Annotated in this window: 25 protein-coding genes and 1 tRNA gene; 14 read left to right on the forward strand and 12 right to left on the reverse strand. The window is 33.2% G+C overall.

Annotated elements, in window-relative coordinates:
* Positions 1 to 59: 59 nt before the first annotated feature.
* The 5 genes from SCB73_RS02635 to SCB73_RS02655 form a co-directional block, all read right to left on the reverse strand.
* Positions 60 to 1,580 carry a PAS domain-containing sensor histidine kinase gene (locus SCB73_RS02635; RefSeq protein WP_320568612.1) on the reverse strand — a complete coding sequence of 507 codons (1,521 nt, stop codon included), beginning with the start codon at positions 1,578 to 1,580 and terminating at the stop codon, positions 60 to 62.
* A gap of 142 nt (positions 1,581 to 1,722) precedes the next feature.
* A complete protein-coding gene (gene xerD, locus SCB73_RS02640) occupies positions 1,723 to 2,619 on the reverse strand; it encodes a site-specific tyrosine recombinase XerD (protein ID WP_320568613.1) in 897 nt (298 codons plus the stop codon).
* 81 nt (positions 2,620 to 2,700) lie between these two features.
* The gene (locus SCB73_RS02645) at positions 2,701 to 3,177 is read right to left on the reverse strand and encodes a hypothetical protein (protein ID WP_320568614.1); all 477 of its coding nucleotides are present in this window, start codon (positions 3,175 to 3,177) and stop codon (positions 2,701 to 2,703) included.
* Positions 3,178 to 3,456: 279 nt separating this feature from the next.
* A complete protein-coding gene (locus tag SCB73_RS02650) occupies positions 3,457 to 4,032 on the reverse strand; it encodes a porin family protein (protein WP_320568615.1) in 576 nt (191 codons plus the stop codon).
* A 150-nt stretch (positions 4,033 to 4,182) separates the two neighbouring features.
* Positions 4,183 to 4,689, reverse strand: coding sequence for a hypothetical protein (locus SCB73_RS02655; protein ID WP_320568616.1), 507 nt, complete (start codon positions 4,687 to 4,689; stop codon positions 4,183 to 4,185).
* Positions 4,690 to 4,944: 255 nt separating this feature from the next.
* On the opposite strand from SCB73_RS02655, the gene SCB73_RS02660 reads away from it, so the two are divergent.
* From SCB73_RS02660 to SCB73_RS02670, 3 genes are all read left to right on the forward strand, one after another.
* Entirely contained in the window at positions 4,945 to 5,511 is a 567-nt protein-coding gene (locus SCB73_RS02660; RefSeq protein WP_320568617.1) for a porin family protein, read from the forward strand.
* 132 nt (positions 5,512 to 5,643) lie between these two features.
* Entirely contained in the window at positions 5,644 to 6,057 is a 414-nt protein-coding gene (gene aroQ / locus SCB73_RS02665; protein ID WP_320568618.1) for a type II 3-dehydroquinate dehydratase, read from the forward strand.
* Between the two features lie 157 nt (positions 6,058 to 6,214).
* Positions 6,215 to 8,704 (forward strand): DUF5686 and carboxypeptidase regulatory-like domain-containing protein, encoded by a 2,490-nt coding sequence (locus SCB73_RS02670; protein ID WP_320568619.1) that lies wholly within the window; start codon positions 6,215 to 6,217, stop codon positions 8,702 to 8,704.
* 216 nt (positions 8,705 to 8,920) lie between these two features.
* Here SCB73_RS02670 and SCB73_RS02675 read toward each other — a convergent pair whose 3' ends face one another.
* The 4 genes from SCB73_RS02675 to SCB73_RS02690 all read right to left on the reverse strand — a co-directional run bounded on the left by SCB73_RS02675 (position 8,921) and on the right by SCB73_RS02690 (position 12,480).
* On the reverse strand, positions 8,921 to 9,796 hold the full coding sequence (locus SCB73_RS02675; protein ID WP_320568620.1) for a cation diffusion facilitator family transporter: 876 nt from the start codon (positions 9,794 to 9,796) through the stop codon (positions 8,921 to 8,923).
* Between the two features lie 151 nt (positions 9,797 to 9,947).
* Entirely contained in the window at positions 9,948 to 11,261 is a 1,314-nt protein-coding gene (gene murA, locus SCB73_RS02680) for a UDP-N-acetylglucosamine 1-carboxyvinyltransferase (protein ID WP_320568621.1), read from the reverse strand.
* Positions 11,262 to 11,459: 198 nt separating this feature from the next.
* Positions 11,460 to 12,179 (reverse strand): DUF4290 domain-containing protein, encoded by a 720-nt coding sequence (locus SCB73_RS02685; RefSeq protein WP_320568622.1) that lies wholly within the window; start codon positions 12,177 to 12,179, stop codon positions 11,460 to 11,462.
* 4 nt (positions 12,180 to 12,183) lie between these two features.
* The gene (locus SCB73_RS02690; RefSeq protein ID WP_207294875.1) at positions 12,184 to 12,480 is read right to left on the reverse strand and encodes a DUF493 family protein; all 297 of its coding nucleotides are present in this window, start codon (positions 12,478 to 12,480) and stop codon (positions 12,184 to 12,186) included.
* A 423-nt stretch (positions 12,481 to 12,903) separates the two neighbouring features.
* Between SCB73_RS02690 and SCB73_RS02695 the strand changes: the two genes are divergently transcribed.
* The 7 genes from SCB73_RS02695 to SCB73_RS02725 all read left to right on the forward strand — a co-directional run bounded on the left by SCB73_RS02695 (position 12,904) and on the right by SCB73_RS02725 (position 19,130).
* Positions 12,904 to 13,818, forward strand: coding sequence for an alpha/beta hydrolase fold domain-containing protein (locus SCB73_RS02695; RefSeq protein WP_320568623.1), 915 nt, complete (start codon positions 12,904 to 12,906; stop codon positions 13,816 to 13,818).
* An 18-nt stretch (positions 13,819 to 13,836) separates the two neighbouring features.
* The gene (locus SCB73_RS02700) at positions 13,837 to 14,274 is read left to right on the forward strand and encodes a hypothetical protein (RefSeq protein ID WP_320568624.1); all 438 of its coding nucleotides are present in this window, start codon (positions 13,837 to 13,839) and stop codon (positions 14,272 to 14,274) included.
* A gap of 272 nt (positions 14,275 to 14,546) precedes the next feature.
* The gene (locus SCB73_RS02705; RefSeq protein ID WP_320568625.1) at positions 14,547 to 15,080 is read left to right on the forward strand and encodes an AAA family ATPase; all 534 of its coding nucleotides are present in this window, start codon (positions 14,547 to 14,549) and stop codon (positions 15,078 to 15,080) included.
* A gap of 65 nt (positions 15,081 to 15,145) precedes the next feature.
* A complete protein-coding gene (locus SCB73_RS02710; RefSeq protein WP_320568626.1) occupies positions 15,146 to 17,041 on the forward strand; it encodes a RecQ family ATP-dependent DNA helicase in 1,896 nt (631 codons plus the stop codon).
* Entirely contained in the window at positions 17,041 to 17,988 is a 948-nt protein-coding gene (gene fmt, locus SCB73_RS02715) for a methionyl-tRNA formyltransferase (RefSeq protein ID WP_320568627.1), read from the forward strand. The genes SCB73_RS02710 and fmt overlap by 1 nt, the downstream gene beginning before the upstream one ends.
* A gap of 180 nt (positions 17,989 to 18,168) precedes the next feature.
* The gene (locus SCB73_RS02720) at positions 18,169 to 18,441 is read left to right on the forward strand and encodes an HU family DNA-binding protein (RefSeq protein ID WP_132988368.1); all 273 of its coding nucleotides are present in this window, start codon (positions 18,169 to 18,171) and stop codon (positions 18,439 to 18,441) included.
* A gap of 128 nt (positions 18,442 to 18,569) precedes the next feature.
* Positions 18,570 to 19,130, forward strand: coding sequence for a YqgE/AlgH family protein (locus SCB73_RS02725; protein WP_026727618.1), 561 nt, complete (start codon positions 18,570 to 18,572; stop codon positions 19,128 to 19,130).
* Here the strand turns inward: SCB73_RS02725 and SCB73_RS02730 are convergent.
* On the reverse strand, positions 19,127 to 19,963 hold the full coding sequence (locus SCB73_RS02730) for an aminotransferase class IV (RefSeq protein WP_320568628.1): 837 nt from the start codon (positions 19,961 to 19,963) through the stop codon (positions 19,127 to 19,129). The two genes, SCB73_RS02725 and SCB73_RS02730, sit on opposite strands and share 4 nt — an antisense overlap.
* A 54-nt stretch (positions 19,964 to 20,017) precedes the next feature.
* The gene (locus SCB73_RS02735; protein ID WP_132988366.1) at positions 20,018 to 20,410 is read right to left on the reverse strand and encodes an START-like domain-containing protein; all 393 of its coding nucleotides are present in this window, start codon (positions 20,408 to 20,410) and stop codon (positions 20,018 to 20,020) included.
* 153 nt (positions 20,411 to 20,563) lie between these two features.
* Between SCB73_RS02735 and SCB73_RS02740 the strand changes: the two genes are divergently transcribed.
* The 4 genes from SCB73_RS02740 to SCB73_RS02755 all read left to right on the forward strand — a co-directional run bounded on the left by SCB73_RS02740 (position 20,564) and on the right by SCB73_RS02755 (position 23,500).
* Positions 20,564 to 20,637 (forward strand) — tRNA-Met (locus tag SCB73_RS02740).
* A 328-nt stretch (positions 20,638 to 20,965) separates the two neighbouring features.
* Positions 20,966 to 22,027: a WD40/YVTN/BNR-like repeat-containing protein gene (locus SCB73_RS02745; RefSeq protein WP_320568629.1), complete on the forward strand. Its 1,062-nt coding sequence runs from the start codon at positions 20,966 to 20,968 to the stop codon at positions 22,025 to 22,027.
* Positions 22,028 to 22,199: 172 nt separating this feature from the next.
* Positions 22,200 to 22,634 (forward strand): hypothetical protein, encoded by a 435-nt coding sequence (locus SCB73_RS02750; RefSeq protein WP_204251647.1) that lies wholly within the window; start codon positions 22,200 to 22,202, stop codon positions 22,632 to 22,634.
* Positions 22,634 to 23,500 (forward strand): IS3 family transposase, encoded by an 867-nt coding sequence (locus SCB73_RS02755; protein WP_204251648.1) that lies wholly within the window; start codon positions 22,634 to 22,636, stop codon positions 23,498 to 23,500. Before SCB73_RS02750 ends, SCB73_RS02755 begins: the two co-directional genes overlap by 1 nt.
* A 41-nt stretch (positions 23,501 to 23,541) precedes the next feature.
* Here the strand turns inward: SCB73_RS02755 and SCB73_RS02760 are convergent, their stop codons facing one another.
* Positions 23,542 to 25,179, reverse strand: a complete 1,638-nt coding sequence (locus SCB73_RS02760) for a beta-N-acetylhexosaminidase (RefSeq protein WP_320568630.1) — start codon at positions 25,177 to 25,179, stop codon at positions 23,542 to 23,544.
* Positions 25,180 to 25,306 lie beyond the last annotated feature (127 nt).

The following is a 25,306-nucleotide window of genomic DNA, read 5'->3' on the forward strand; positions in this document are numbered from 1 at the left end:
AACAAAGGCTATCTTTACAGATAGCCTTTGTTGTTTTATAATTATTTCAAAAAACGAAATTATTGATCGCCAAATATAATCTTAAAACTCGTTCCCACTCCTACCTCGCTTTCAACATTAATACTTCCTTTCATTGCTTCGATTTGATTTCGCGTGATATACAAGCCTATTCCGCGCGCATCTTCGTGTTTATGAAACGTTTTATACATTCCGAACAAAAGATCGCCATGAACCGCCAAATCAATTCCTAGGCCGTTATCTGTAATTTTTAATGATTTATAACCTTCGGGCTCAATTGCAAAATCAAAAACAATCAAAGGATCACGATCAGGATGTGCATATTTTATTGCATTTGTGGTGAAATTCAGCAAAACACTTTCCAAATAAGCCGGATTAAAATTGATCGTCAAATAATTCGGAACATTATTGATGATCGTAACATTTTTTCGTTTATCATAACCTTTAATTGCCGCAATTGTTTTTTCAATATATTCACAAAGCTTCAAAGGAACAACCGCAATATTGATGTTGCTCTGCGTTTTTACAATTTGGGTTAAATTCGAAATCGTATCGTTCAAATCATTCGAAACGGTGCGCAAATGTATCAGCATTTCGCTGACAGTTTGTTTATCGACATCGGCATCAATAAAATCCAAAATCGACTTTATATTGCCCGCCTGCGTATTCAAATTATGCGAAACGATATGTGAAAAATTCAACAATCGGCTGTTTTGGTCGCTGTACAATTTCATTGTTTTTAGCAACTCAAGCTCTTTTTCTTTTTGCTGAGATATATCAGTATGAGTTCCTATAACACGCAAAGGCTTGCCATTTTCGTCCCGCTTTATAACTTTTCCACGATCAAGAATCCATTTATAATTACCGCTTGATGTCATTACACGATGGTAATTTTCATAATACGGAATCTTGTTGTCAAAATGCTCGTGAATATCTGAATAATATTTAGGAAGATCATCTGGATGCACAATTTTGTCCCAACGTTCTGGATCATCAAAAATATCTGTTGATTCTAATTCGAGAATTTTAAGTGAAAGCGAGGAATAAAAAACCTGATTGGTCACCATGTCCCAATCCCAAATTCCAACGGTAGAAGCGTCTAAAGCAAATTGAAATCTTTCTTCAGAAATACGAAGCCTTTCTTCTTTATCTTTTAAATCGGTAATATCAGAAACGTGGCCAAAAAAACTCACACTACCATTTGATGACAATTCGGTTTTAGAAGACACTTTAAACCAACGAAGTCCTTTTTTTGGCAAAACAGCCCGAAACTCAACTTTCCATGGCTTGATTTCTTTTCGGGCTTTAACTAATGATTGAAAGAACAAATCTCTGTCCTGCGGAAAAATCCTATCGTAAACAATCAACTTGATGTCATTCGTAAATTCTTTTGCCGAAATTTCAAAAATATCATCAGCCGATTTACTGACCAGAGGGAAGGAATAATTGTTATTGTTATCGATTACAAATTGAAAAAGCAAATCGGGCATTTCAGCCAATAATTTTTTGTAAAAATTATTTACTTCCAAGCAATCTTCATTTCCATATAAATCAAAAATCATATAACAACTTTTACACAAATTAGGTTTTTATTTCCTTTAAAATCTAAAAACGTGCAGTTCGTCGATTTTATTTGCTTTTAACAGAAACTATCGTACAATATATTAATTTTTGAAATAAAAATTAACTTTTAGAATGAAAAAATTACTTTCGCGGATGGAACGTATGCATAACTTCTTTCAAAAAACTGCGATCTAAATGAACATAAATTTCGGTTGTAGTAATCGATTCATGCCCCAACATTAATTGAATAGATCTTAGGTCGGCGCCATTTTCTAAAAGATGCGTTGCAAAAGAATGACGCAAAGTATGCGGACTGATATTTTTATGCAAACCAACTTTTATTGCCAAGTCTTTTATGATTGTAAAAATCATCGCACGCGTAAGCTGATTTCCTCTTCGGTTTAAAAATAATGTATCTTCGTGACCTTTTTTAATATTCAAATCAGGACGCACTTCATCTTTATAAATCTCGATATATTTTTTGGTGAGTTTCCCAATCGGGACAAAACGTTCTTTATTTCCTTTTCCTGTAATTTTTATAAACCCTTCATCAAAATACAGATCCGATATTTTAAGCGTTACCAATTCTGAAACCCGAAGCCCACATCCGTATAAAGTCTCCAAAATTGCTCTGTTGCGTTCTCCTTCATTAGAACTCAAATCAATTGCCGCAATTAAAGCGTCAATTTCTTCAACAGCTAAAGTATCTGGCAATTTTCTTCCCGTTTTGGGACTTTCGATTAATTCTAAAGGATTATCATTTCTATAATCTTCGAAAATCAAATAATTAAAAAAACTTTTTAGTCCAGAAATGATTCTAGCCTGTGAACGCGGATTTACTTCTTTTGCGACCGAATAAATAAACTGTTGCAATGTTTCATCTGAAATTTTCACCGGCGAAACCTCAATTTTATTTTGTTCCAAAAAAAGGCACAATCGTTCTATGTCAAAGCCATAATTTTCGATTGTATTTTTAGACAAGCCTCTCTCAATTCGCAAATACGATTGATAATCTTTGATATATCGGTTCCAATTCATAATTACAAAGTAAATACTTTTTGGATATAAAAAAACCTTCCAGTTTGGAAGGTTTTAAGCATTATAGCTTTTTTGATAAATTTAAAATTTATAGTTGAATCCTAAGTTTAGTGAAGAAAAAGTTCCGTCATTAGAAATCCCTTTATATGCTGCATATAATTCTATTTTTTCGTTTTGGTAGCCAAATTTTGGCTGATACAAAAACCCTCCATCTACTCCGTCACCACTACCAACATAAATAGCATATCCTAAATCTCCACCAACAAATAAATTATCTGTAATTGAATATTGTGCTGTACCGGCAACTGGTATAAAGCCAGCATCGTCTGCTTTTAATTTAACTTCTCCCATGCCAAAATTATAAGTCTGACTTTTAGCCAAATACCTTGTATAACCAGTTGTTACACCAGCAGTAAACTTATCGGCTATGTTCCAAAGGTAAGCCACATCAACACCCAAATTCACAGAAGCGGCATCCTTAATATCGCCCAATGGCAAACCAACATGCGCTCCAACTTTAAAGTGACCATCTTGAGCATTAGCAAATCCAAATGCCATAACGGCAAATACAGATAAAATAATTTTTTTTGTTTGATTAAATTAATTAGTCAAATATAGGAGCGCTACATTGAAAAAACTTACGGAAAAACGTAATTACGAGATTACTTTATGAAATTTTTAAAAACTCGATTAAAATTCAAACCTCCTTTTACTATAAATTTAACTTCTTAAAGATTCAAAAATTCAAATGTTACAACTGCAAAATCAGAAAAAAATAATACTAATACAAAAAAAGCCTCCCTATATTAGGAGGCTTAAAACACATTCTTTTATATATTATTTATTGAATTTATATGCTAAAGTCAATGCAAAAACACTGTTTTTTGGGCTATCGTAATAGTCATCAATATTATCAACATTATAATCAGCAATATTTGATAAACCAACAGTATAACGAATTCCGACTGAGAAATTATCCGTAAAATTATATCCAGCTCCAAAGTTAAAACCAGTATCAACAGATTTGAAATCATTTTTCGCGTCATGTCCATCATTCTTGGCTGACACTAAAAAACCTAATTGAGGACCTCCTTCAACGGTAAATTGCTTTGTAATATAGAATTTAGCTAAAACAGGAACATTAATATAATCCAATTTACTGTCAAAATGCAAATTATCAAGTCTTGCTCCTTGAGTAGAAAACAGAACCTCTGGTTGAATAGATAATCTATCAATAATCTTAATTTCAGCAAAGCCTCCTAATTGAAAACCTACTAAAGAACTGGTATCCCAATAACCTCCACCAGTGAAACTTGTAATGTTTAAACCTCCTTTTATTCCAAATCTTGTATCCTGAGCATTACTAAATGCAAAAGCCATTATTGCAATAGCTGATAAAATTATTTTTTTCATTCTAATTTGTTTTGGGTTAAAATTTTAATTAATCAAATATAAAATTATCCTTACTAAAAACAAATTAGGATTTTAACAAATATATTAGTACTGAAACAAAAAAAGCCTTCCATAAAATTTAGGAAGGCTTTAAAAATTTAAATACAAAAATTAGAATTTATAATTGAACCCCAAATTCAATGAAGAAAAAGTTCCAACGCTTTCAATTCCTTTATACCCGGCATACAATTCAATTTTTTCATTTTGATAACCAAATTTTGGCTGATACAAGAACCCTCCATCAGTATGACCGCTTCCTGCATAAATAGCATAACCTAAGTCAAGGCCCACAAAAAAGTTATCAGTCAGAGAATATTGCCCAGTTGCCGCAATCGGAATAAACCCTGCGTTTTCTGTCTTAATAGTACCTGAAACACCCAATATTTCATATTTTTTATCTTTTCCAAGATAAGTACTATATCCTGTTGTAGCACCAGCACTAAACTTATCTGTTATTTTTAAAAGATAAGCCACATCTACACCAAGATTTACAGAATAAAAATCTTTAATATCTCCCATCGGCAAACCCACGTGCACACCAACTTTAAAATGTCCGTCTTGTGCATTTGCAAAACCAAATGTGAAAACCGCAATAGCAACCAAAATAACTTTTTTCATAATATTTTTTTTTATTGACTAAACAAAAGTAAAAATTTACCTACTAAAAAGAATCCCCAATAAGTTCAAAAAACAACAATGAAAGACAGAATTTGATCATAAAAGTCAAGTAGATAGCCAAACTTAAAAAAGAACATTATTGAAAAGTGATAATTTTAATAATTTTTTAAAATAAGATGTAAAAGCAATAAAACATAAATAATGTAGTTTTGAATGGTAGATAATATATAAATACCAATTTTTAAAGACATTTTTATGAAGAAATTATTTTTAGCAGCCGTAATGTTCATGATGGCATCGACTGCAGTACACGCACAATTATTAAAAATCGGGGTAAAAGCTGGGGTAAACTTTGCAAGTCAGCCTGGCGATGCGACATTAAATGGTGTAGCATTTGATAAAGATGGAATTACTAGTTTCCATGCCGGTTTAGTTGCCGAAGTGAAATTATTAGAAAAATTCGCTATTCAGCCAGAGCTTTTATATTCTACACAAGGCGCAACTTATAAATTTGCCGATGCACAAGAAGACTTCAAAAATGAATTAGCTTATTTATCAATACCGGTAATGGCAAAAATCTATATGACAAAATCCTTAAGCTTAGAAGTGGGACCACAAGCGTCATTTTTATTAAGTCAAAAAAATGATGTAAGATTTGACGATGCTAACACATTTGATTTTGCTATTAATGCAGGTTTAGGATTAAAACTTACCGAAAGTATTTTTCTTCAAGGTCGTTATAGTCTAGGACTAACAGATGCTTCACCAAATGCAGATATCAGAAACTCTGTTGTACAGCTTTCTGCAGGATTCATGTTTTAAAAATAATATCACATACTTTTATAAAAACCGCTCTATTAATTAGTGCGGTTTTTTTATTTTTACAAAGTACAATGACAATTGCAAAAATCAATTGCAATTTTAAAATCTCAATTCAAACAACATTCTATAAATATGAAAATCTGCATTATCAACGGACCCAATTTAAATCTTTTAGGAAAGAGAGAACCCGAAGTTTATGGAAGCCAAACTTTTGAAGATTATTTTGAAACGTTGAAATCAAAATTCCCAAATATTGAACTTTCTTATTATCAAAGCAATATTGAAGGAGAATTGATTGGCAAAATTCAGGAAGTTGGGTTTTCATTTGATGGAATTATCTTAAACGCCGGTGCGTACACGCATACTTCTATAGGTTTGGGTGATGCAATGAAAGCAGTTACAACTCCTGTAATCGAAGTTCATATTTCGAATACTTATGCTAGAGAAAGTTTCAGACATCAGTCCTATTTATCTGGAAATGCAAAAGGCGTTATTTTAGGTTTTGGATTAAAAAGCTACGAATTGGCTATTCAGTCTTTTCTTTAATATACGGTCAGCCTGAGCGTAGTCATCTGCACAAAATAGGCTTCGACTTCGCTCAGCCTGACAAACGAATTAATTTGTTTTTTACAGTTTAGAATTTAACATATTATTAATATCCTCAGATTCAAGTTATTCTATTTTTGTAAGATAAACCACTTACATGAAAAACTTTATTTTATCTGCCCTTTTATTTTTTTCACTTTCGGCTTTTGCCCAAATCAAAGGAACCATAACCGATGAAAAAGGAAATCCATTGCCATTTGTATCCGTTTTTGAAGAAAACACGTATTCCGGAACCACTTCGAACGAACAGGGAAAATATCAGTTAAATGTAAAAGAGCCCGGTAAAAACAAAATCATTTTTCAATATTTGGGTTTTAAAACGCAAAAACTTGCAGTTGCCTCAGACTCAAAAACAATCATTCTTGATGTCAAAATGTTTGAGGAAAGTTTTGCATTAAATGAAGTTGTCATTGATCCTAAAAGCAATCCCGCAGACGCCATCATAAAAAATGCGATTGCAAACAAAAAGGATAATTCAGATAAAACAGGACGCTATACAGCCGATTTTTATTCGAAAGGAATGTTCAAAATCAAAGATTTGCCAAAAAAAATCTTAGGACAAAAAGTGGATCTTGGCGATGATATGGCTTCTAATTTAGATTCAACAGGAACAGGAATTTTATATTTATCTGAAACCGTTTCGAAAATCTCTTTTGAGAAGCCTAATAAATTAAAAGAAAATATTATCGCTTCAAAAATCTCAGGAAACAATAGAGGTTACAGCTACAACACAGCTGAATTATCAACTTATGATTTTTATGAAAATACTTTGGATTTTGACATCAAGCTCATCTCTCCCATTGCTGATAACGCTTTCAGTTATTACAAATACAAACTTGAAGGAAGCTTTTTTGACGACAATAAACATCAAATCTTTAAAATCAAAGTCATCCCAAAACGAGACAAAGAACCTGTTTTTGAAGGTTATATCTATATTATTGATGACAGTTTTGCCATTTATGCGATTGATCTGAATATTAAAGGTTATCGCATGAAGAATGAATTTACCGAAATAATGAACTTAAAACAAAGCTTCAGTTATAATTCGGCTAATAAAATATGGACAAAAAATGCGCAATCGCTTTCTTTTAACGCAGGCGTTTTCAAAATCAAATTTTCAGGAACATTCAATTATGTCTATTCAAATTATGAATTCCCAGCTTCTTTCGCAAAGAAAACGTTCGGAAATGAAATTGTTGCATTTGAACCAAACGCAAATAAAAAAGATGACGCTTTCTGGAATTCGATTCGCCCAATTCCTTTAACCCTTGAAGAAAGCAACGATTATACTAAAAAAGATAGTCTATTAACTATAAGAAAATCTCAAAAATATACCGATTCCATCGACGCAAAAAACAACAAATTCAAGGTTTTGGATATTTTAATGGGCTATGATTATAAGAATACATTTAAAAGTTATTCTTTTAATTACAAAGGATTATTAAACATCAGTTCTTTAAGTTTCAATACGGTTCAAGGCTTCAATTTAGATTCTGGTTTTTCATTTAAAAAATGGAATGAAGAAAAAGGAAAAAGCACTTCTATAAGCAGCACTTTAAATTACGGTTTTTCAGACGATCGTTTGCGCGTAATAGGCGAATTTAGTCACCAATTCAACACTATAAATTATGCTTCGATTTATGTTTCGGGAGGAACAAAAACGGCACAATTTAATAGCGCAGAACCTATTACAAAATTTGTCAATTCGATAAGTTCTTTATTTTTCAAAGACAATTATATGAAGCTGTATAATTTGGAATTTGCTCAAATAAACTATGCTCAAGATGTGGTAAACGGAATAAACCTCAACGCCAAAATTGCCTACGAACAACGAAAACCGCTGTTTAATACAACTGATTATTCTTTCTTTAAGCAGGATGATATTTATTCGTCTAATAATCCGCTGGCACCAAATGATTACACAACACCAGCTTTTGATCAACATCATCTATTCAAAACTGCTTTGAGTGCGAGAATTAATTTTGGAAACAAATACATTTCGAGACCCAACGAAAGATTTAATGTCAAAAACGAAAAATATCCAACCATATATTTAATTTTTGAAAAAGCCTTTGCTGCCAGCGAGAAAAAATATGAATTTGAGCGAATTGGCGCTTCTGTTCAATATGATTTGTCGTTAGGAAACAAAGGAATATTGGGAACAAATTTCAGAGCTGGAAAATTCTATAATGCCGAAAATATTGCTTTTATGGATTACAGACATTTTAACGGAAACCAGACACATATTGGCACAACAGACCGTTATTTGAATGTTTTCAATTTGATGCCGTATTATACAAATTCAACAAATGACAGCTATTTCGAAATGCATTTGGAGCACAACGATATGGGATTTGTAACCAATAAAATTCCTCTGATCAATCTTTTAAAATCAACAATGAATATTGGATTTCACGCCTTGGCAATTCCAGACCGAAAACCATATTCTGAATTCACCGTTGGTTTAGATAATCTGGGATTTGGTAAATTCAAATTATTCCGGATTGATTATGTACATTCTTATCAAGGCGGCGTACAACAGAATGGTGTTGTATTTGGATTGAAGATTTTGAATGTGTTGGATTAAAAAAAGATTCTAAGATACTAAGATTCTAAGTTTTTATCCATTATTGCTTTGGTAAAAAGCTAAAGAAATAGGTTTACAAATAAAAATCCGCTTAAATCTTTATGTCTGGTTTCGCACAGATTTTAGAGATTTAAGCGGATTTTTTTTTTATTCTCTTTGCGTAGGCTTCGACTTCGCTCGGCCCGACAGATGAATAAACTTAGAAGCTCAGCATCTTTAACTATAATCATCTGGTTCAACATGTATTAAGACATGTCCCAATTCCGGAATTTCTTTTCTCAAAGTGTCTTTTAATAAGTGTGCCAAATCGTGCCCTTCTTTTACTGAAATTTTTGCCGAAACAATAGCATGAAGATCTACATGATATTTCATTCCTGCTTTACGAATAAAACATTTTTCTGTTCCAAGAATTCCTGGAACCAATAAAGCTTTTACGCGAATTTCTTCAACTAAATCTTCGTGAAGGTTTTCATCCATGATTTCACCGAGCGCAGGTCTGAAAATTTTATAGCTATTGTACAAAATAAAAAAGGCGGCAAAAAGTGCAGCCCAATCATCGGCAGATTCGTAGCCTTTACCCATAATTAAGGCAATTGTAATTCCGATAAAAGCAGCAACCGAAGTTATTGCATCGCTACGATGGTGCCAAGCATCTGCGGCAAGAGAGGTACTATTGGTTTGTTTGCTTCGTTTCATTACCAAACGAAAAGAATATTCTTTCCAAATAATAATTGCCCCGAGCACAGATAATGTCCAAGACTTAGGCAAATCGTGCGAAGTTCCAATATTGGAAATGCTTTCATAGCCAATAATAGTTGCTGAAGTAATTAAAAATCCAACAACCAAAAAAGTGATCAAAGGCTCTGCGCGCCCATGCCCATAAGGATGGTTTTCATCGGCTGGCTTATTCGAATATTTGATTCCGAATAAAACCAAAAATGACGCAAATATATCCGTCGTTGATTCAATTGCATCTGCAATTAAGGCATAAGAATTGCCAAAAAAACCTGCAAAACCTTTTATAAGGGCCAAGCAGGTATTTCCTATTATACTAAAAATAGTAGCCTTTACAGCTTTTTGTTCGTTTGTCATTTAGACTTATTTTTTCGCCACGAATTACACAAATTACACGAAGATTAGCTTTGTGTTTTATTTCACTAATTTTTTAAAATTAAATTCGTGTAATTGAATTTCAAAAAACAAAAATTAGTGCAATTTGTGTAATTCGTGGCTAACTTTTTTTTTAAGCTCTTACGATTTTTGCGCCGATTGCTCTCAAACGCTCATCGATACGCTCATATCCACGGTCGATTTGTTCGATATTCTGAATTGTACTTGTTCCTTTTGCAGAAAGTGCCGCAATCAATAATGAGATTCCTGCACGAATATCAGGAGAAGACATTGTTGTTGCTTTCAATTGAGATTCGAAATTATGTCCCATAACCACAGCTCTGTGCGGATCGCATAACATAATTTTTGCTCCCATATCGATTAATTTATCCACGAAAAACAAACGGCTTTCAAACATTTTTTGGTGAATCAAAACATCTCCTTTTGCTTGTGTTGCTACAACTAAAACAATACTTAACAAGTCAGGTGTAAATCCAGGCCAAGGTGCATCGGCAATAGTTAGAATAGAACCATCGATGTCTGTTTTTACTTCATATCCATCTTTGTGAGCAGGAATGTAAATATCATCATTACGTTTCTCAACTGTAATTCCAAGTTTTCTAAACGTATTCGGAATCAAACCTAAGTTTTCCCAGCTTACATTTTTGATCGTGATTTCGCTTTTTGTCATAGCCGCAAGACCAATCCAAGAACCAATTTCAATCATATCAGGAAGAATTCTGTGCTCGCAACCACCAAGGCTTTCAACACCTTCGATAGTCAATAAGTTAGATCCAACTCCAGTGATTTTAGCTCCCATAGAGTTAAGCATTTTGCACAATTGTTGTAAGTAAGGCTCACAAGCAGCGTTGTAAACTGTAGTGGTTCCTTTTGCTAAAACAGCAGCCATTACAATGTTTGCAGTTCCAGTTACAGAAGCTTCGTCAAGAAGCATATCTGTTCCTTTAAGACCTTCTTCAGGTGTTTCTACTCCATAAAAGTGATCTTCTCTGTTGTATCTAAATTTTGCTCCAAGGTTAATAAAACCTTCAAAGTGTGTGTCTAATCTACGGCGACCGATTTTATCTCCACCTGGTTTTGGAATATATCCTTTTCCGAAACGAGCCAAAAGCGGTCCAACAATCATAATAGAACCACGAAGCGCTCCACCTTCTTTCTTGAAAGCTTCAGTTTCTAAATATCCAACATTAACTTCATCAGCTTGAAAAGTAATCGAACCTGGCTCGTTACGTTGAATTTTCACCCCTAAATTCCCCAACAAAGCGATTAATTTATTGATGTCTATAATATCAGGAATATTATTAATTTTTACTTTCTCTCCTGTTAGAAGCACGGCACATAAAATTTGTAATGCCTCATTTTTTGCTCCTTGCGGAGTGATTTCTCCTTTTAAAGGAGTTCCTCCTTCGATTTTAAAAATTCCCATAGATTCTTTTTAGGTTCTTCAAAGTTTCTAAGTTTCTGAGATTCTAAGATTCTAAGTAAAAAAACTTAGTGTCTTAGTAGCTTAGCATCTTAGTAGCTTTTCTATTTTTGTTTTTGTTTATTTTAAAGTTTCTGAGTCGCTGAAACACTAAGATTCTAAGTAAAACTTAGCAACTTAGTCTCTTAGAAGCTTAGTATCTTATTTCTGATTATTGTTTTTTTGAAAGTTTTTCTGTTTGCTTCCTTTATTGTTTTTATTGTTTTGTGTTTTTGCCTGTCCACCAGAAGCTGTTTTGTTTGACACACGTTTGTTGGTACGCATCAAATCTGTTGTATTCAAAAGTTCTTCCGTGCTGTGCAACAAATTTATTTTTCCACCTGATAGCTCGTACAAATGTTCAAAAATTACATCGTCTTTTACAGTGTCCTTATTCCAACTCAAGAAAGATTTTTTCATATGGTTTGCAATAACCATCACAAGCGCGTTTTTCATTTCGCCTTCCTCCCATTTATTGGCAACATCAATCATGTATTTGATATTGTTTCCATAGAATCTGTATTTTGGAAAATTCTGTGGATACTGCAAAGCATCTGGTTTTAATTCCAAAACTTCTCTTGACGGAATAGGATATGGCGACTCAACATTCAGTTTAAAATCAGACATGATAAAAAGCTGATCCCACAATTTATGTTGAAAATCTGGCACATCTCGCAAGTGCGGGTTTAAGCTTCCCATAACTTGAATGATATATTTCGCCGCTTTATTGCGCGTTTCATCATCTTCAATAGCAGTAGCCTGATCAATCAGTTTTTGCAAATGACGACCATATTCGGGAATTATTAATCGCTGTCTTTCAGAATTGTATTCTAAATTATAGACAACATCGCTTGCGGCTTCTCTTTTATATTTTTCGATCATAAGTTTATAATGAAACTATACCTTCTATTGTAGAAACTTCCTTGTATTTGCTGATGACATCATCTGAGCTGTGCATAGTAACATCTACAGAAACGCTGGTAAACTTACCTGTTTTTGATTTTGTTGTTTTAATAACCGCTCCCATTCTGTCAAAAGCTTTTTCGACACGCTCCACATTATCTGCAACAGAAGGCACAATGAATTTGTACAAATATTCTGCTGGCCAAGTATTTGCGTTGTCAAGCTCCAATTTTAATCTTTCATAAAATTCGGCTGTATTTTTTTCGTTATCGTTCTCCATTCCTAATTAAAAATAAACGCAAATATACGTTTTTGATTTTAGACTTTTGAGTTTAGATTTTAGATTTTTTTTGGGCTTAAAACTTTGTTTTAAAGGGACAAAGTTACAAAGACCCAAAGGTGCAGAGAAAAAAGCAATCGAAGATTATTTCTTTGTAAAATTTACTGTTATATTTGAGAAAAACAATACTTAAAATATTTCTCGAAAGTTTCCCAGAAGGAAGCATACAACGTACTGTTTGTCATTTCGACGAAGGAGACTCGAGCGATAGCGAATAGGCGAAGCAAATCTCCACGAGAAGCTCGACAAAGATTGGCGAAATTCTGTGAGGAGTTACTTGCGAAGATTTCTCCTTCGTCGAAATGACAATATTGCGAAAAAACTTTGCGACTTCGCGTCTTTGCGAGATTAAAACACAATGCAATGAAAAAAATACTTTTACTTTTTATCGCTCTTACGCTAAATTCAATTCAAGCACAAGAAATCAAAACCTTAACTTATTTTCAAAACGACACTTTAAAATTGGATTTGGACTTATACCTGCCAAAGAAAAAATCGAACGAAAAAATTCCGTTGATTATGTTTGCTTTTGGCGGCGGATTTTCTGGAGGAGAACGTACCAGCGAAAAAGAATTCGCTATGTTCATGGCACAAAACGGTTATGCGGTTGCAAGCATTTCGTATAGTTTGTATATGAAAGGAAAAGATTTTGGTTGCAAAGGAACTTTGACCGAAAAAATAAAGGCAATTCAGATTGGCGTAAACGATATGTGGCAAGCGACTGGTTTTTTAATTGAAAATGCCGACAAATACAATCTTGATACTTCAAAAATCTTTATTTCAGGAATTAGCGCTGGTGCCGAAATTAGTTACCATGCTACTTTTTGGGATTATAAATTGATGAATTTATACAAAAGCAATCTTCCGGAAAACTTCAAATATAAAGGTCTAATTGGAGGTTCGGGAGCGATTCAGGATATTAATTTGATTACGAAAGAAAAAGCGATTCCGATGTTATTGGCACATGGAAATAGTGACGAAACAGTTCCATACAGTGCAGGTTCACATCGTTCTTGCCCGACAAATGCTTCGGGTTGGTTGATTCTTTTTGGATCTTATGCCGTTTACAATCAAATGAATGATTTGCATAAAGATGTTGAACTGATTACTTTTTGTGGAGGCGGGCATGAATTTTCCGGCTATCTTTTCCATCAAGGACAACAATATGTTTTGGATTTTGTGAATGATGTTTTGAAAGGAAAAAGATTTCAATCGCATTTGATTATTCCTTCTAATAAAAAAGGGAAGGATTCTGGGAAGTATTTGTTTTGTGAGTAATTAATTTTCAGAAAAAAAATGCTTACTTCAAATGAAATTAAAGAATTCAACAAAAGAAAAAGATTAGAACAAGTAATATCTTTATCGAAAGAACACCATGAAATCGAAAATGGAGATTGTATTTTCTATTTAAAAACATTGAAAGAAACGAGAAAAAAACATGTTTTATCATATCTAAAATCAATTATCGATTCGCAAAAAAATATAGCTTTAGCCTTAAAAAGAAATCAAGAACCATATGATTTTTCCAGACTTGATTCAGAAAAAATCATCAAAACCTGCTACATCTTTTATGATCTCTATTTGATAATTGACAAGAAAAACAGATTCTATTATTTAATTATTCAGGAAAACACCTTTTTTGAAAATGGAAAAAACTGTGAGATCGCATATTTTAAAGAAGTAAAACCATTTATGCATAAAATCCTATTTTTCAATAATTTGAAACTACTTTAAAAAACTAAACAATTCAAAACTTCAAACACGCATCTCTGAACTGGACTGAAGTCCAGCCCTACAATATTCGCCGAGCCTTTGGCTCTTTTTTGCAATTTAATTTCGCAGGAATGAACCATATTGTAGAGCTGGACTTCAGTCCAGTTGAACTTAATATTTTTCAACCCCGCAAAAAAAGTTTTTTTCTAAAAATACCAAATTTCTCGCTTCTGATAAATATTCTTTTTAATTATGAATAAGTTTAGGTAAATTTGCCCTTTATTTTTAGAATAGTGCAAAAAGAAATCATAGTTCTCCTTGGCGGTCCTGGTACAGGAAAATCTACGCTGATAAACGAATTAGTAGCTCGTGGCTACTGTTGTTACCCTGAAATTTCTAGAGAAGTTACTCTCGAAGCCCAAAAAAGAGGCATCGAGCAATTGTTTTTGGAACAACCTTTATTGTTTAGCGAAATGTTATTGGAAGGTCGTATTCAGCAGTTTAAAAATGCCAAAGAAGAACCAGACAATGTAGTTTTTATTGATCGCGGAATTCCTGATGTGGTTGCTTATATGGATTATATTGGCGACGAATATCCTGAGAGTTTTGTAAAAGCATGCGAAGATTTCAAATATTCTAAAACTTTTATTTTACCGCCTTGGGAAGAAATTTATCAGAGCGATACAGAACGTTATGAAAATTTTGAGCAGGCAGTGGAAATTCAAAATCACCTTATTGAAACCTATAAAAAATACGGTTACAATTTGATTGAAGTTCCAAAAGATACGGTTGAAAACAGAATTCTTTATATCTTAGATAAAATTTAGTGGCGGGTTTTAAAGTTGCAAAACTAGAAACTGATTTCTAAATTTTTAACTTTAACACATTGGCCATGCAGGAAGCACAAGAAATTCTTTTAAAATACTGGAAACATCAAAGTTTCCGACCTTTGCAGAAAGAAATTATCGATTCGGTTTTAGAGGGTCAAGATACTTTTGCGCTTTTGCCAACAGGCGGTGGAAAATCAATTTGTTTTCAGGTTCCGGCCATGATGCGCGAAGGAATCTGCCTAGTAATTTCGCCTTTGATCGCTTTGATGAAAGATCAAGTGGCGAATTTGCAAAAAAGAGACATCAAAGCCATTGCGCTTACTGGAGGAATTCATACCGAAGAAATTATTGACCTTTTAGATAATTGCCAATTCGGGAATTATAAATTCTTATACCTTTCGCCAGAGCGTTTACAATCAGATTGGATTTTAGAACGCATCAAAAATCTTCCTATCAATTTAATTGCTATTGACGAAGCGCATTGTGTTTCGCAGTGGGGACACGATTTTAGGCCAGCTTATTTAAAAATCTCCGAACTAAAAAAATTCTTTCCTAAAATTCCGTTTCTGGCTTTAACGGCAACTGCAACTCCAAGAGTGGTAGAAGATATCAAAACCGAATTGGGATTAAAAGATACACGGCTTTTTCAAAAATCTTTTGAAAGAAAAAACATCGCCTACATGGTTTTTGAAGTCGAAGACAAATTGTATCGCGTCGAGCAGATTTTGAAGAAAAATCCGCAACCTTCTATTATATATGTACGCAATAGAAAATCGTGCTTGAATATTTCGACACAATTGCAATCTTTAGGTTTTCGTGCAACGTATTATCACGGCGGACTTTCGGCTCAGGAAAAAGACAAAAACATGCAATTGTGGATGTCTGAACAGGCGCAGGTTATTGTGGCTACAAATGCATTTGGAATGGGAATCGACAAAGACAATGTAAAAACGGTTATTCATACGCAATTGCCGGAAAATCTAGAAAACTATTATCAAGAATCTGGAAGAGCGGGACGAAATGGTGAAAAAGCATTTTCGGTTTTACTTTATAATAATTCGGACGCGACACAAACTGAGCAACAATTTATCAGCATTTTACCCGATAAGAAATTCTTGAAAACCATGTACATCAAATTGTGCAATTATTTTCAGATTGCTTATGGTGAAGGTTTAGATGATTCGTATTCTTTTAAAATGAACCATTTTTGCAACAAATACGACTTCCCTACTTTAAAAACGTATAATGCTTTGCAGTTTTTGAATCAGCAGGGAATTATTACGATGTCTCAGGAATTTTCAGAAAAAGTAACCATGCAGTTTTTGATTGAATCAAAAGAAGTCATTCGATATATTAGTCTAAATCCGAATGACGAGGAAATCATTCTGGCAATTTTAAGGACCTATCCAGGAATTCATGAAATGAAAACGCCACTGAATCTTTCGCTAATTGCAAAAAAATCAAATCATACCGAAGAGCAGGTTACAGCACTTTTAGAGAAACTAAAAGAAAAGGAAATCATCGAATATAAATCAAAAAATAACGATGCGACAATTCTATTTAATGAAGTCAGAGAAGATGATTTAACGATAAACCGAGTTTCAAAATATCTTGAAAAGCAAAACAAACTGAAACGCGATCAGCTTTCATCTGTACTCTATTATATTAAGGAAGACAAAACATGCAAAAACAGATTGGTTTTGGATTATTTTGGAGAAGAAACAAACGAAAATTGCGGAGTTTGTTCGTATTGCATTACTCAAAAAGGAAAAATCACAGAAGCCGATTCGATTGCTGATAAAATTCTTCACTTATTAAAAGCAACTGCCTTAACTTCGCGCGAAATTCAAAATCAGATTAAGCTAGATGCAAATGATGTTATAGAAGTCATTCAAGAACTTTTAGAAAACAACCACATCGTTATTTTGGCAAACAATAAATACACTTTAAAAACATAATGGAAAAATTACGAATTATATTTATGGGAACTCCAGAGTTTGCCGTTGGCATTTTGGACACCATTATCAAAAACAATTATGAAGTGGTTGGTGTCATTACCGCGGCAGATAAACCAGCGGGACGCGGACAAAAAATAAAATATTCTGCTGTAAAAGAATATGCATTAGAGAACAATCTAACCTTATTACAGCCAACTAATTTAAAAGATGAAAATTTCTTATCCGAATTAAAAGCTTTAAATGCAAATCTTCAAATTGTAGTTGCTTTTAGAATGTTGCCAAAAGTAGTTTGGGAAATGCCAAGTTTAGGAACTTTTAATCTTCATGCTTCTTTATTGCCAAATTATCGCGGTGCAGCGCCAATTAACTGGGCGATTATTAATGGAGAAACCAAAACCGGCGTTACAACATTTTTTATCGATGATAAAATCGATACGGGCGCGATGATTTTAAATTCGGAAATCGCAATTGAACCGACAGAAAATGCGGGACAGCTTCACGACCGATTAATGCATCTTGGAAGTACAACTGTAATTGACACTTTAAAAGTCATTGAAAACGGAAATGTAACTACTACAATTCAGGAAGATAACGACGACATCAAAACAGCTTACAAACTAAATAAAGAAAATTGCAAAATCGATTGGACAAAATCAGGCCAAGAAATCAATGATTTGATTCGCGGTCTAAGTCCTTATCCTTCAGCTTGGTGTTTTCTGAAAGACAAAAATGAAGAATTAAACATTAAAATATACGAAGCGAAACTTATAGCAGAAGCGCATTCGTACGAGTCTGGAAAACTGGTTAGCAGCAAAAAAGAAATAAAAATTGCAGTCAAAGATGGCTTTATTCAACTTTTAAGTTTGCAATTTCCAGGAAAAAAGAGAATGCAAGCAGTAGAAATCTTAAACGGCATCACTTTTTCTGATGATGCAAAGATGTATTAAACTCAGTAAAACAGGGGTTTCTACCTGATTTTGGTCGATGAACAACCTGCTTTATGAACAAAAAAAGCAAGTTATTAACAATTATTGCTAAAATTAAAGAAAACACTTGCACGCAACGGATTTCCTACTAAATTTGTGTATTAACAATTTTTTTTAACCAACAATTAATAACTAATTATTATGAACAAATCAGAATTAATCGATGCTATCGCTGCTGATGCAGGAATTACAAAAGCTGCGGCAAAATTAGCTTTAGAGTCATTTTTAGGAAATGTAGGTGCTACTTTGAAAAAAGGTGGAAGAATTTCTTTAGTAGGTTTCGGATCTTGGTCAGTATCATCTAGAGCTGCTAGAGATGGTAGAAATCCTCAAACAGGAAAAACTATCAAAATTGCTGCTAAAAATGTAGTAAAATTCAAAGCTGGTGCTGAATTAGAAGGTGCAGTGAACTAAGTAAGAAAGTTCTCTAAACTTATAATATAATCAAAACCCTCCCCATGGAGGGTTTTTTTGTGCGGTTTAACGATTTTATTTGGGATTTTAATTTTTTTATGATTAAATTTAATAAAAATTGTAGCCGTATGATTTCAGAAAAATTAAAAAAAGGACACCTGCTTATTGCCGAGCCTTCAATAATTGGAGATTTATCTTTTAACAGATCGGTAATTTTATTAGCAGACCATAACAAAGAAGGATCAATAGGATTCATCATTAATAAGCCTTTGAAATATACTATTAATGATCTGATACCTGAAATTGATGCCAACTTTAAAATATACAATGGAGGCCCTGTAGAACAGGACAATCTATATTTCATTCACAATATTCCTGAACTGATCCCGAATAGTGTCGAGATTTCTAATGGAATTTATTGGGGAGGTGATTTTGAATCCACAAAAGACTTGATAAACGACGGATCTATTAGCAAAAATAACATCCGCTTTTTCTTAGGTTATACCGGCTGGGATGAAAATCAGCTTGAAAATGAAATGCAGGGAAACTCCTGGATCATCGCCGATAATAATTACAAAAACAAAATTATCGGGAAATCCACCACTCATTTTTGGAAAGAACAAATAATTGAGCTGGGAGGTGATTATCTTATTTGGTCAAATGCACCTGAAAATCCGTATCTGAATTAATTTTCAGATATGGATTCATTTAGCTTCTGCACTAATAAATGAGCTAGACTGCTTGTAAACTCTTTTTTTCGATACTTAGTAATCGGCTGTATTCCTGTGATTACATTTGTCAAGAATAATTCATCTGCTTTTTGAAGATCAAACGGTGAAATTATTTCTTCAGACACTTCTATGCCTTCAACTTTTTTGGCTAAAGCCAAAACCTGTTTACGCATTATACCATTCAAACAACCTTCAGAAACAGGAGGCGTTACTAATTTCTTGCCCGTAAGCATAAATAAATTGCCTTGTAAGCCTTCAATCACATTTTTAGTGTCATTTATCAGCAAACAGTTAGCAAGGCCATTTTCGTGCGCAAAAATGCTTCCAGTAACATTTATCATCTTATTGGTCGTTTTAATCGACGATAATAATTGTTTGGCCACATAGAAGTCTTTATACAAATCAACCTCGTATTCATTCGTGTTTAAAACGTAAGAGCTGCTTTCAAGTGGTGTCGCATTAATTAAGTACGAAACATTGTTCGTTTGAGGCAAATATAATCCGCCATCGTTTCTAAAAACTGTAATTCTCGCTCTCGCTGATGCTGAAATATTTTTTTGTTGCGCTAATTTCAAAACTTGCTCTTCAAAATATTCCATTGTAAAATTCATAGGAATTTCCATTCTGACCACACGCATTGAAGCCATTAATCTAAAATAATGATCTTCCAGAAATAAAATTTTATTGTTTAAGATTTTTACTGTTTCAAAAACACCATCTCCATATAAAAAGGCACGGTTTTGAGTTAGTATATTTTCTTCCTGCGCTATGTTTCCGTTAAAATTGATCATAAAAAAACCCTGAATTTTGTTCAGGGCAAATATAAGGGATAAAATAATTTTATACTAAACAGATCCTATAAGATGTTTTAGATCTGAGATTTGATTCTCCCACAGTTGTTTAGCTTCGCCTACTTCTTCTTTATCAGCAAAATCAACAACCATTAACGACACATCTTTAGTCAATTCATCAACTAAAATATGCAGCTCAAAAAAGTATTCAGTGTCTTTACTGCTTTCGTCAACCCACTTAAATTTCACTTTTTCTCCTGTTTTTTTAGATGCCAAACGCGCTTTTTCCTGTGAGTCGTTCCATATGAAAGTAAAAAATTCGCCTCTTGAATTTACATTGTCTGCAAACCACTCTGACAAACCTGACGGCGTTGATATATATTGATACAATAATTGCGGCGAAGAATTGATCGGGAACTCGATTTCGTAACGTATTTTTGAATCCATGTGCTGCGTTTAATTTTTTCGAAATATAAGAATATATGTCCAAAAACAATGCGTTTTTAAAAATATTTTTTTTTCTTCATTTTATGCTTGTATGCTTTAATATTATTTCTATCTTTGCACCCGCAATCAGGAATTACTCCTAATAGCAGTCCAGGCGAGGTAGCTCAGTTGGTTAGAGCGCAGGATTCATAACCCTGAGGTCACGGGTTCAACTCCCGTCCTCGCTACAGGTAAAAACACCACTTTTAGTGGTGTTTTTTTTTGCACTTAATCATCATTCTCATTTTCTGTTGTTTACATACTCTATTCTAAAAAATCAATGAGAATTATATCGAATTCATAAGAAAAACAACAGACACATTACAATTCCTTCTTTGTTATAAAAGGCAAAGCCCTTATACCAAAATACATGATCAATACCACACACATCCCCCTTAAAAAAGAGAGATAAATACTATTTTTTATGTATTTTTAAAAAAACATTCACTTCACACGCAACCAAAAAACATAATAACCATCTTATTAACAATAACCATTTTGTTAAAGAAAAGAACTATGAACAAATATTCTATTATTTTTTTGATAATTTCATTTTTCACATTTACAAGTTGTGATAATAGCTCGGAAAATAATGAAATTAAGAATACTACAATTCTAAAGAATTGGGAGATCACTAAAACACCGCTTGGTTTTGATATAAATCCTCGTGATTTGTTTTTTATAAATCCTCAAATTGGATTTGTAGTTGGTTTCAATGGCACTATTTACAAAACCAACAATTCAGGCGTAACTTGGGAAAAACAAGACTCAGGAACAGACTTGCATTTATATTCGGTACATTTTATAAATTCAAACGAAGGATTTATTTCTGGGCAAGCAATGACTAATTGTCTTGGCAAAGATTGCGATAAAGGAAGTGTATTCTTAAAAACTACCGATGGTGGCAAGACTTGGACAAAAAAACTTTTTGCAGATTATATTGGGATAAAATCGTTACTTTTTTTCAATGAAAACAAAGGTTTAGCCTTGATATATACTCCTGATCTTCCTAATTCTAGAAATTATCATATTGCTAAAACTGAAAACGGTGGTGATAGTTGGGAATTTATAGATCTAGCGATCAAGCCAGTATATGATAAATTTTACTGCATTGACAATGTCGTATTTATAGGTGGTGAAAATCAGAAAATTTACAAAAGCATAGATTATGGCAAGACTTGGCAAACAATAAATACACCTGTATCAGCTTCTAATTTTATACGAAATTTATACTTCTACAATAAAACAGTTGGATTTATGGATGGTGTAACAGAAATATATAAAACGACTGATGGTGGGTTAAATTGGCAAATTGTAAAGTTTCCTTTTTCATCATTTGGCACCTTGCATTTCAATAGTGAGTCGGAGGGTTTTAATATCGAAACCGTTTCAGCTTATAAAGGTGGAGATTTCCCAACCTTCCAAGGAAGTCAAAGCTTCCAAACTTTTAATAGCGGAGATTCTTGGACAAAATCAGAATTAAATAATTCAATCTATTTGGGATTAACTTCTTTCCCTGAGAGTGATTTGGGGTATGGAATAAACAATTCTGAATTTTATACAATAAAGAAGAAATAACTAAACCCTAAATTGTCTTTTTTTTTAAGCTTTTCCGCTAAGATTAAAGTTTAATTTTTAATGCGATTTCGCTTTTTCAAATAAAATAAAAAAAAGACAGCTCACTTTGAACTGTCTTTTTTATTTTTATTACTGTCTTGTCCTGAAATAGCGATACACAAAAAGTATCATTATGGAAAAAGATCAAGAATTACGCTATGTAAAGCGCACCCAAAAAGATTACAGCATGTCTTTTAAGCTTCAAATTGTTCAGGAAATAGAACAAGGAAGAATTTCAATTTCCCAGGTTAAAAAAGATTATGCCATTCAGTCCCGTTCTACAATCGTTCAATGGCTTCGAAAATTTGGTAACTTTGATTGGGACAATCAAACACCTTCTGCTATGCCAAAATCTCCTGAACAAAAAATAATGGAACTTGAAGCCAAAGTGAAATTATTAGAAAAACAAAAATCATTTTTAGAACAGCAGGCTTACGTTGCCGATAAAAAAGCTATTATTTTCGATATGATGATTGATATAGCAGAAAAAGAATATCAAATTGACATTCGAAAAAACTCACCACCCGAACAATCGAACATTTTAAAGAAGAACATCAACAAACAATAATGTTTGCCTGTACTTTGTTCGGGATAGACAGACAGGTTTATTATCGAAGAATAAAAAGAACCAGTTCCAGAAAGCTTATTGCCTCAGAAGTTATTAGTCTGGTTTTGAAAATTAGAAATACAATGCCCCGAATAGGGGCAAAAAAACTGTATTATCTTTTAAAAATCCAATTGAATCAACTCAAAATCGGCAGGGATAAATTTATAGATATACTTAGAGCTAATCATTTATTAATAACACCTAGGCGTTCTTATCATATAACAACAAACTCTCATCATAGATTTAGAAAGCATGAGAATCTAATATTGGATTTAAAAATCTGCAGACCAGAACAAGTCTGGGTATCAGACATAACTTATGTCGGAAAAAGAGAGAATCCATGTTATTTAAGTCTTATAACAGATGCTTACTCTAAAAAAATAATGGGTTTTTATGTGGCAGATAATATGAATACTAAAAGCAGTTTAACAGCTTTAAAAAATGCAATAAAACAGCGCCGAGACAAAGGAAAAACATTAATCCACCATTCAGATAGAGGACTTCAGTATTGTTCTGATCAATATCAAAAACTATTATATAAAAACAATATAAGATGCAGTATGACACAAAACTCTGATCCTTATGAAAATGCAGTGGCGGAGAGAATAAATGGAATTTTAAAACAAGAATTTAATATTGATAAATTTAATCAGCAACTTGCTGTGATGAAGATTTTAATAAAAGATGCAATTGAGGTTTATAATAATGAAAGACCCCATTATTCTAATTATATGCTAACACCCAATCAAATGCACAAACAAAACATAGTAGAAATGAGAACTTATAAAACAAAAACACCTGCAAAAAAAGTTCTTACAGGTGTTTAATTAAATATATTTGTCTAATAATCTGTATCGATTATTTAGGACTAGTCATACTCTTTAAAATAATTTGCTCCCCAAATAGTATAACGTTTTTTCATGGTTTCAATTTTCGTTTGAAATTGAGTCCAATCTTTATTTTCTTTTGGAGACCATAATACTTCGCTTAAAGCGCTCAAACGCGGAAATATCATATATTCGACTTTAGCTGGATTTGCCATATATTCTGTCCAAACATTCCCTTGAGCACCTAAAACGTATTTTGCTTGTTGCTCATTCAATTCTTTTGGAATTGGCTCATAGCTGTAAACTTTTTCTAATGGCAAAAATCCCCCAATAGTTACTTCTTTATCGTTTTTAGTTTGAGAATGATCCAGATAAACGTGGCTTCCCGGCGTCATAATGACTTGGTGACTTTCTTTTGCTGCCGCAATTCCGCCTTCTTCGCCTCTCCAGCTCATAACAACTGCGTTTGGCGCAAGACCTCCTTCTAAAATTTCATCCCAACCAATAAGCGTTTTTCCTTTCTTATTGATGTACTTTTCCATGCGCTGAATGAAATAACTTTGCAAACCATGCTCGTCTTTTAGATTTTTTTCTTTGATCAATTGCTGGCAAAACTCGCTTTTTTTCCACGCATCTTTAGGCGCTTCGTCACCTCCAATGTGAATATATTTTGACGGAAATAAAGCCACAACCTCATCGATAACATCTTCTAAAAATTTAAACGTGTTTTCACTCGGAACAAAAATATCGGCATGAACTCCCCATGTTTCCTGAACAATTTTATTTCTGCCGTTTGCCATTTCTTTTTTGCTTTGGTCAGAAATCATATTATCAGGAAGATTTGTTTTCTCGTTTGGAAAACAGCTTAATTCTGGATAAGCGGCAATTGCTGCACTTCCATGTCCTGGCATTTCAATTTCTGGAATAACTGTTATAAATCGGTCTGAAGCATATTTCACAATTTCCTTAACTTCTTCCTGCGTATAAAATCCTTGTTCTACAGTATTGTCACTTCCTTTGCCAGGATATCTCCCAATGATGCTTCCGTTTCTTTTTGAACCGATTTCTGTAAGTTTTGGATATTTTTTGATTTCGATTCTCCAACCTTGATCTTCAGTCAAGTGCCAATGAAAATAATTCAGTTTATGCAAAGCCAAATAATCAATGTACTTTTTCACAAATGAAACCGGAAAAAAATGACGCCCAACATCCAACATTGCTCCTCTGTAAACAAAACGAGGTTCATCATTAACCTCAACAGCTGCAATGGCAAGACTGTTGCTTTTTTCCGTCGGCAACAACTGTATAAGTGTTTGCATTCCGTAAAAAGTACCTTTAGCCGAATTTCCTGTTATTACTACACCATTTTTATCTGATTTCAAAGCATAACCTTCGGCTTTAAGTCCGTCGATATTTTTTTTACTAACCAGCTTAATTGAATTTTTGCTGGCTTTTTTTGTTATCGGCAAAGCAAAACCATAATAATCGGTCAAATATTTATTAAAGAAAGTTGCAGTCGCTTTATCTTCTGAATTAGCAACAACCAAATTGGTTTGTGAATTAATGACAAAACTTCCTGTATTTTTAACCACTTTTACCGGTTGTGGAATGATATTTACTTCTTGAGCAAACGACATCGCACTGCATAAAAGAAGCGAAAAGAAAAATGACTTTACCATGTTTATGTTTTATTAATTAGTTTTAAAAAATCAAAAAAAAGCTGTGTGTACGATAACATTTTACACTTGAAACAATAGAAAATTTACAAACATATAGAAGCTTAAAACTTAGCTTCTATATGTTTTT

Origin of the sequence: Flavobacterium sp. KACC 22761 (assembly GCF_034058155.1) — a bacterium.
Taxonomy (GTDB): Bacteria; Bacteroidota; Bacteroidia; order Flavobacteriales; family Flavobacteriaceae; genus Flavobacterium.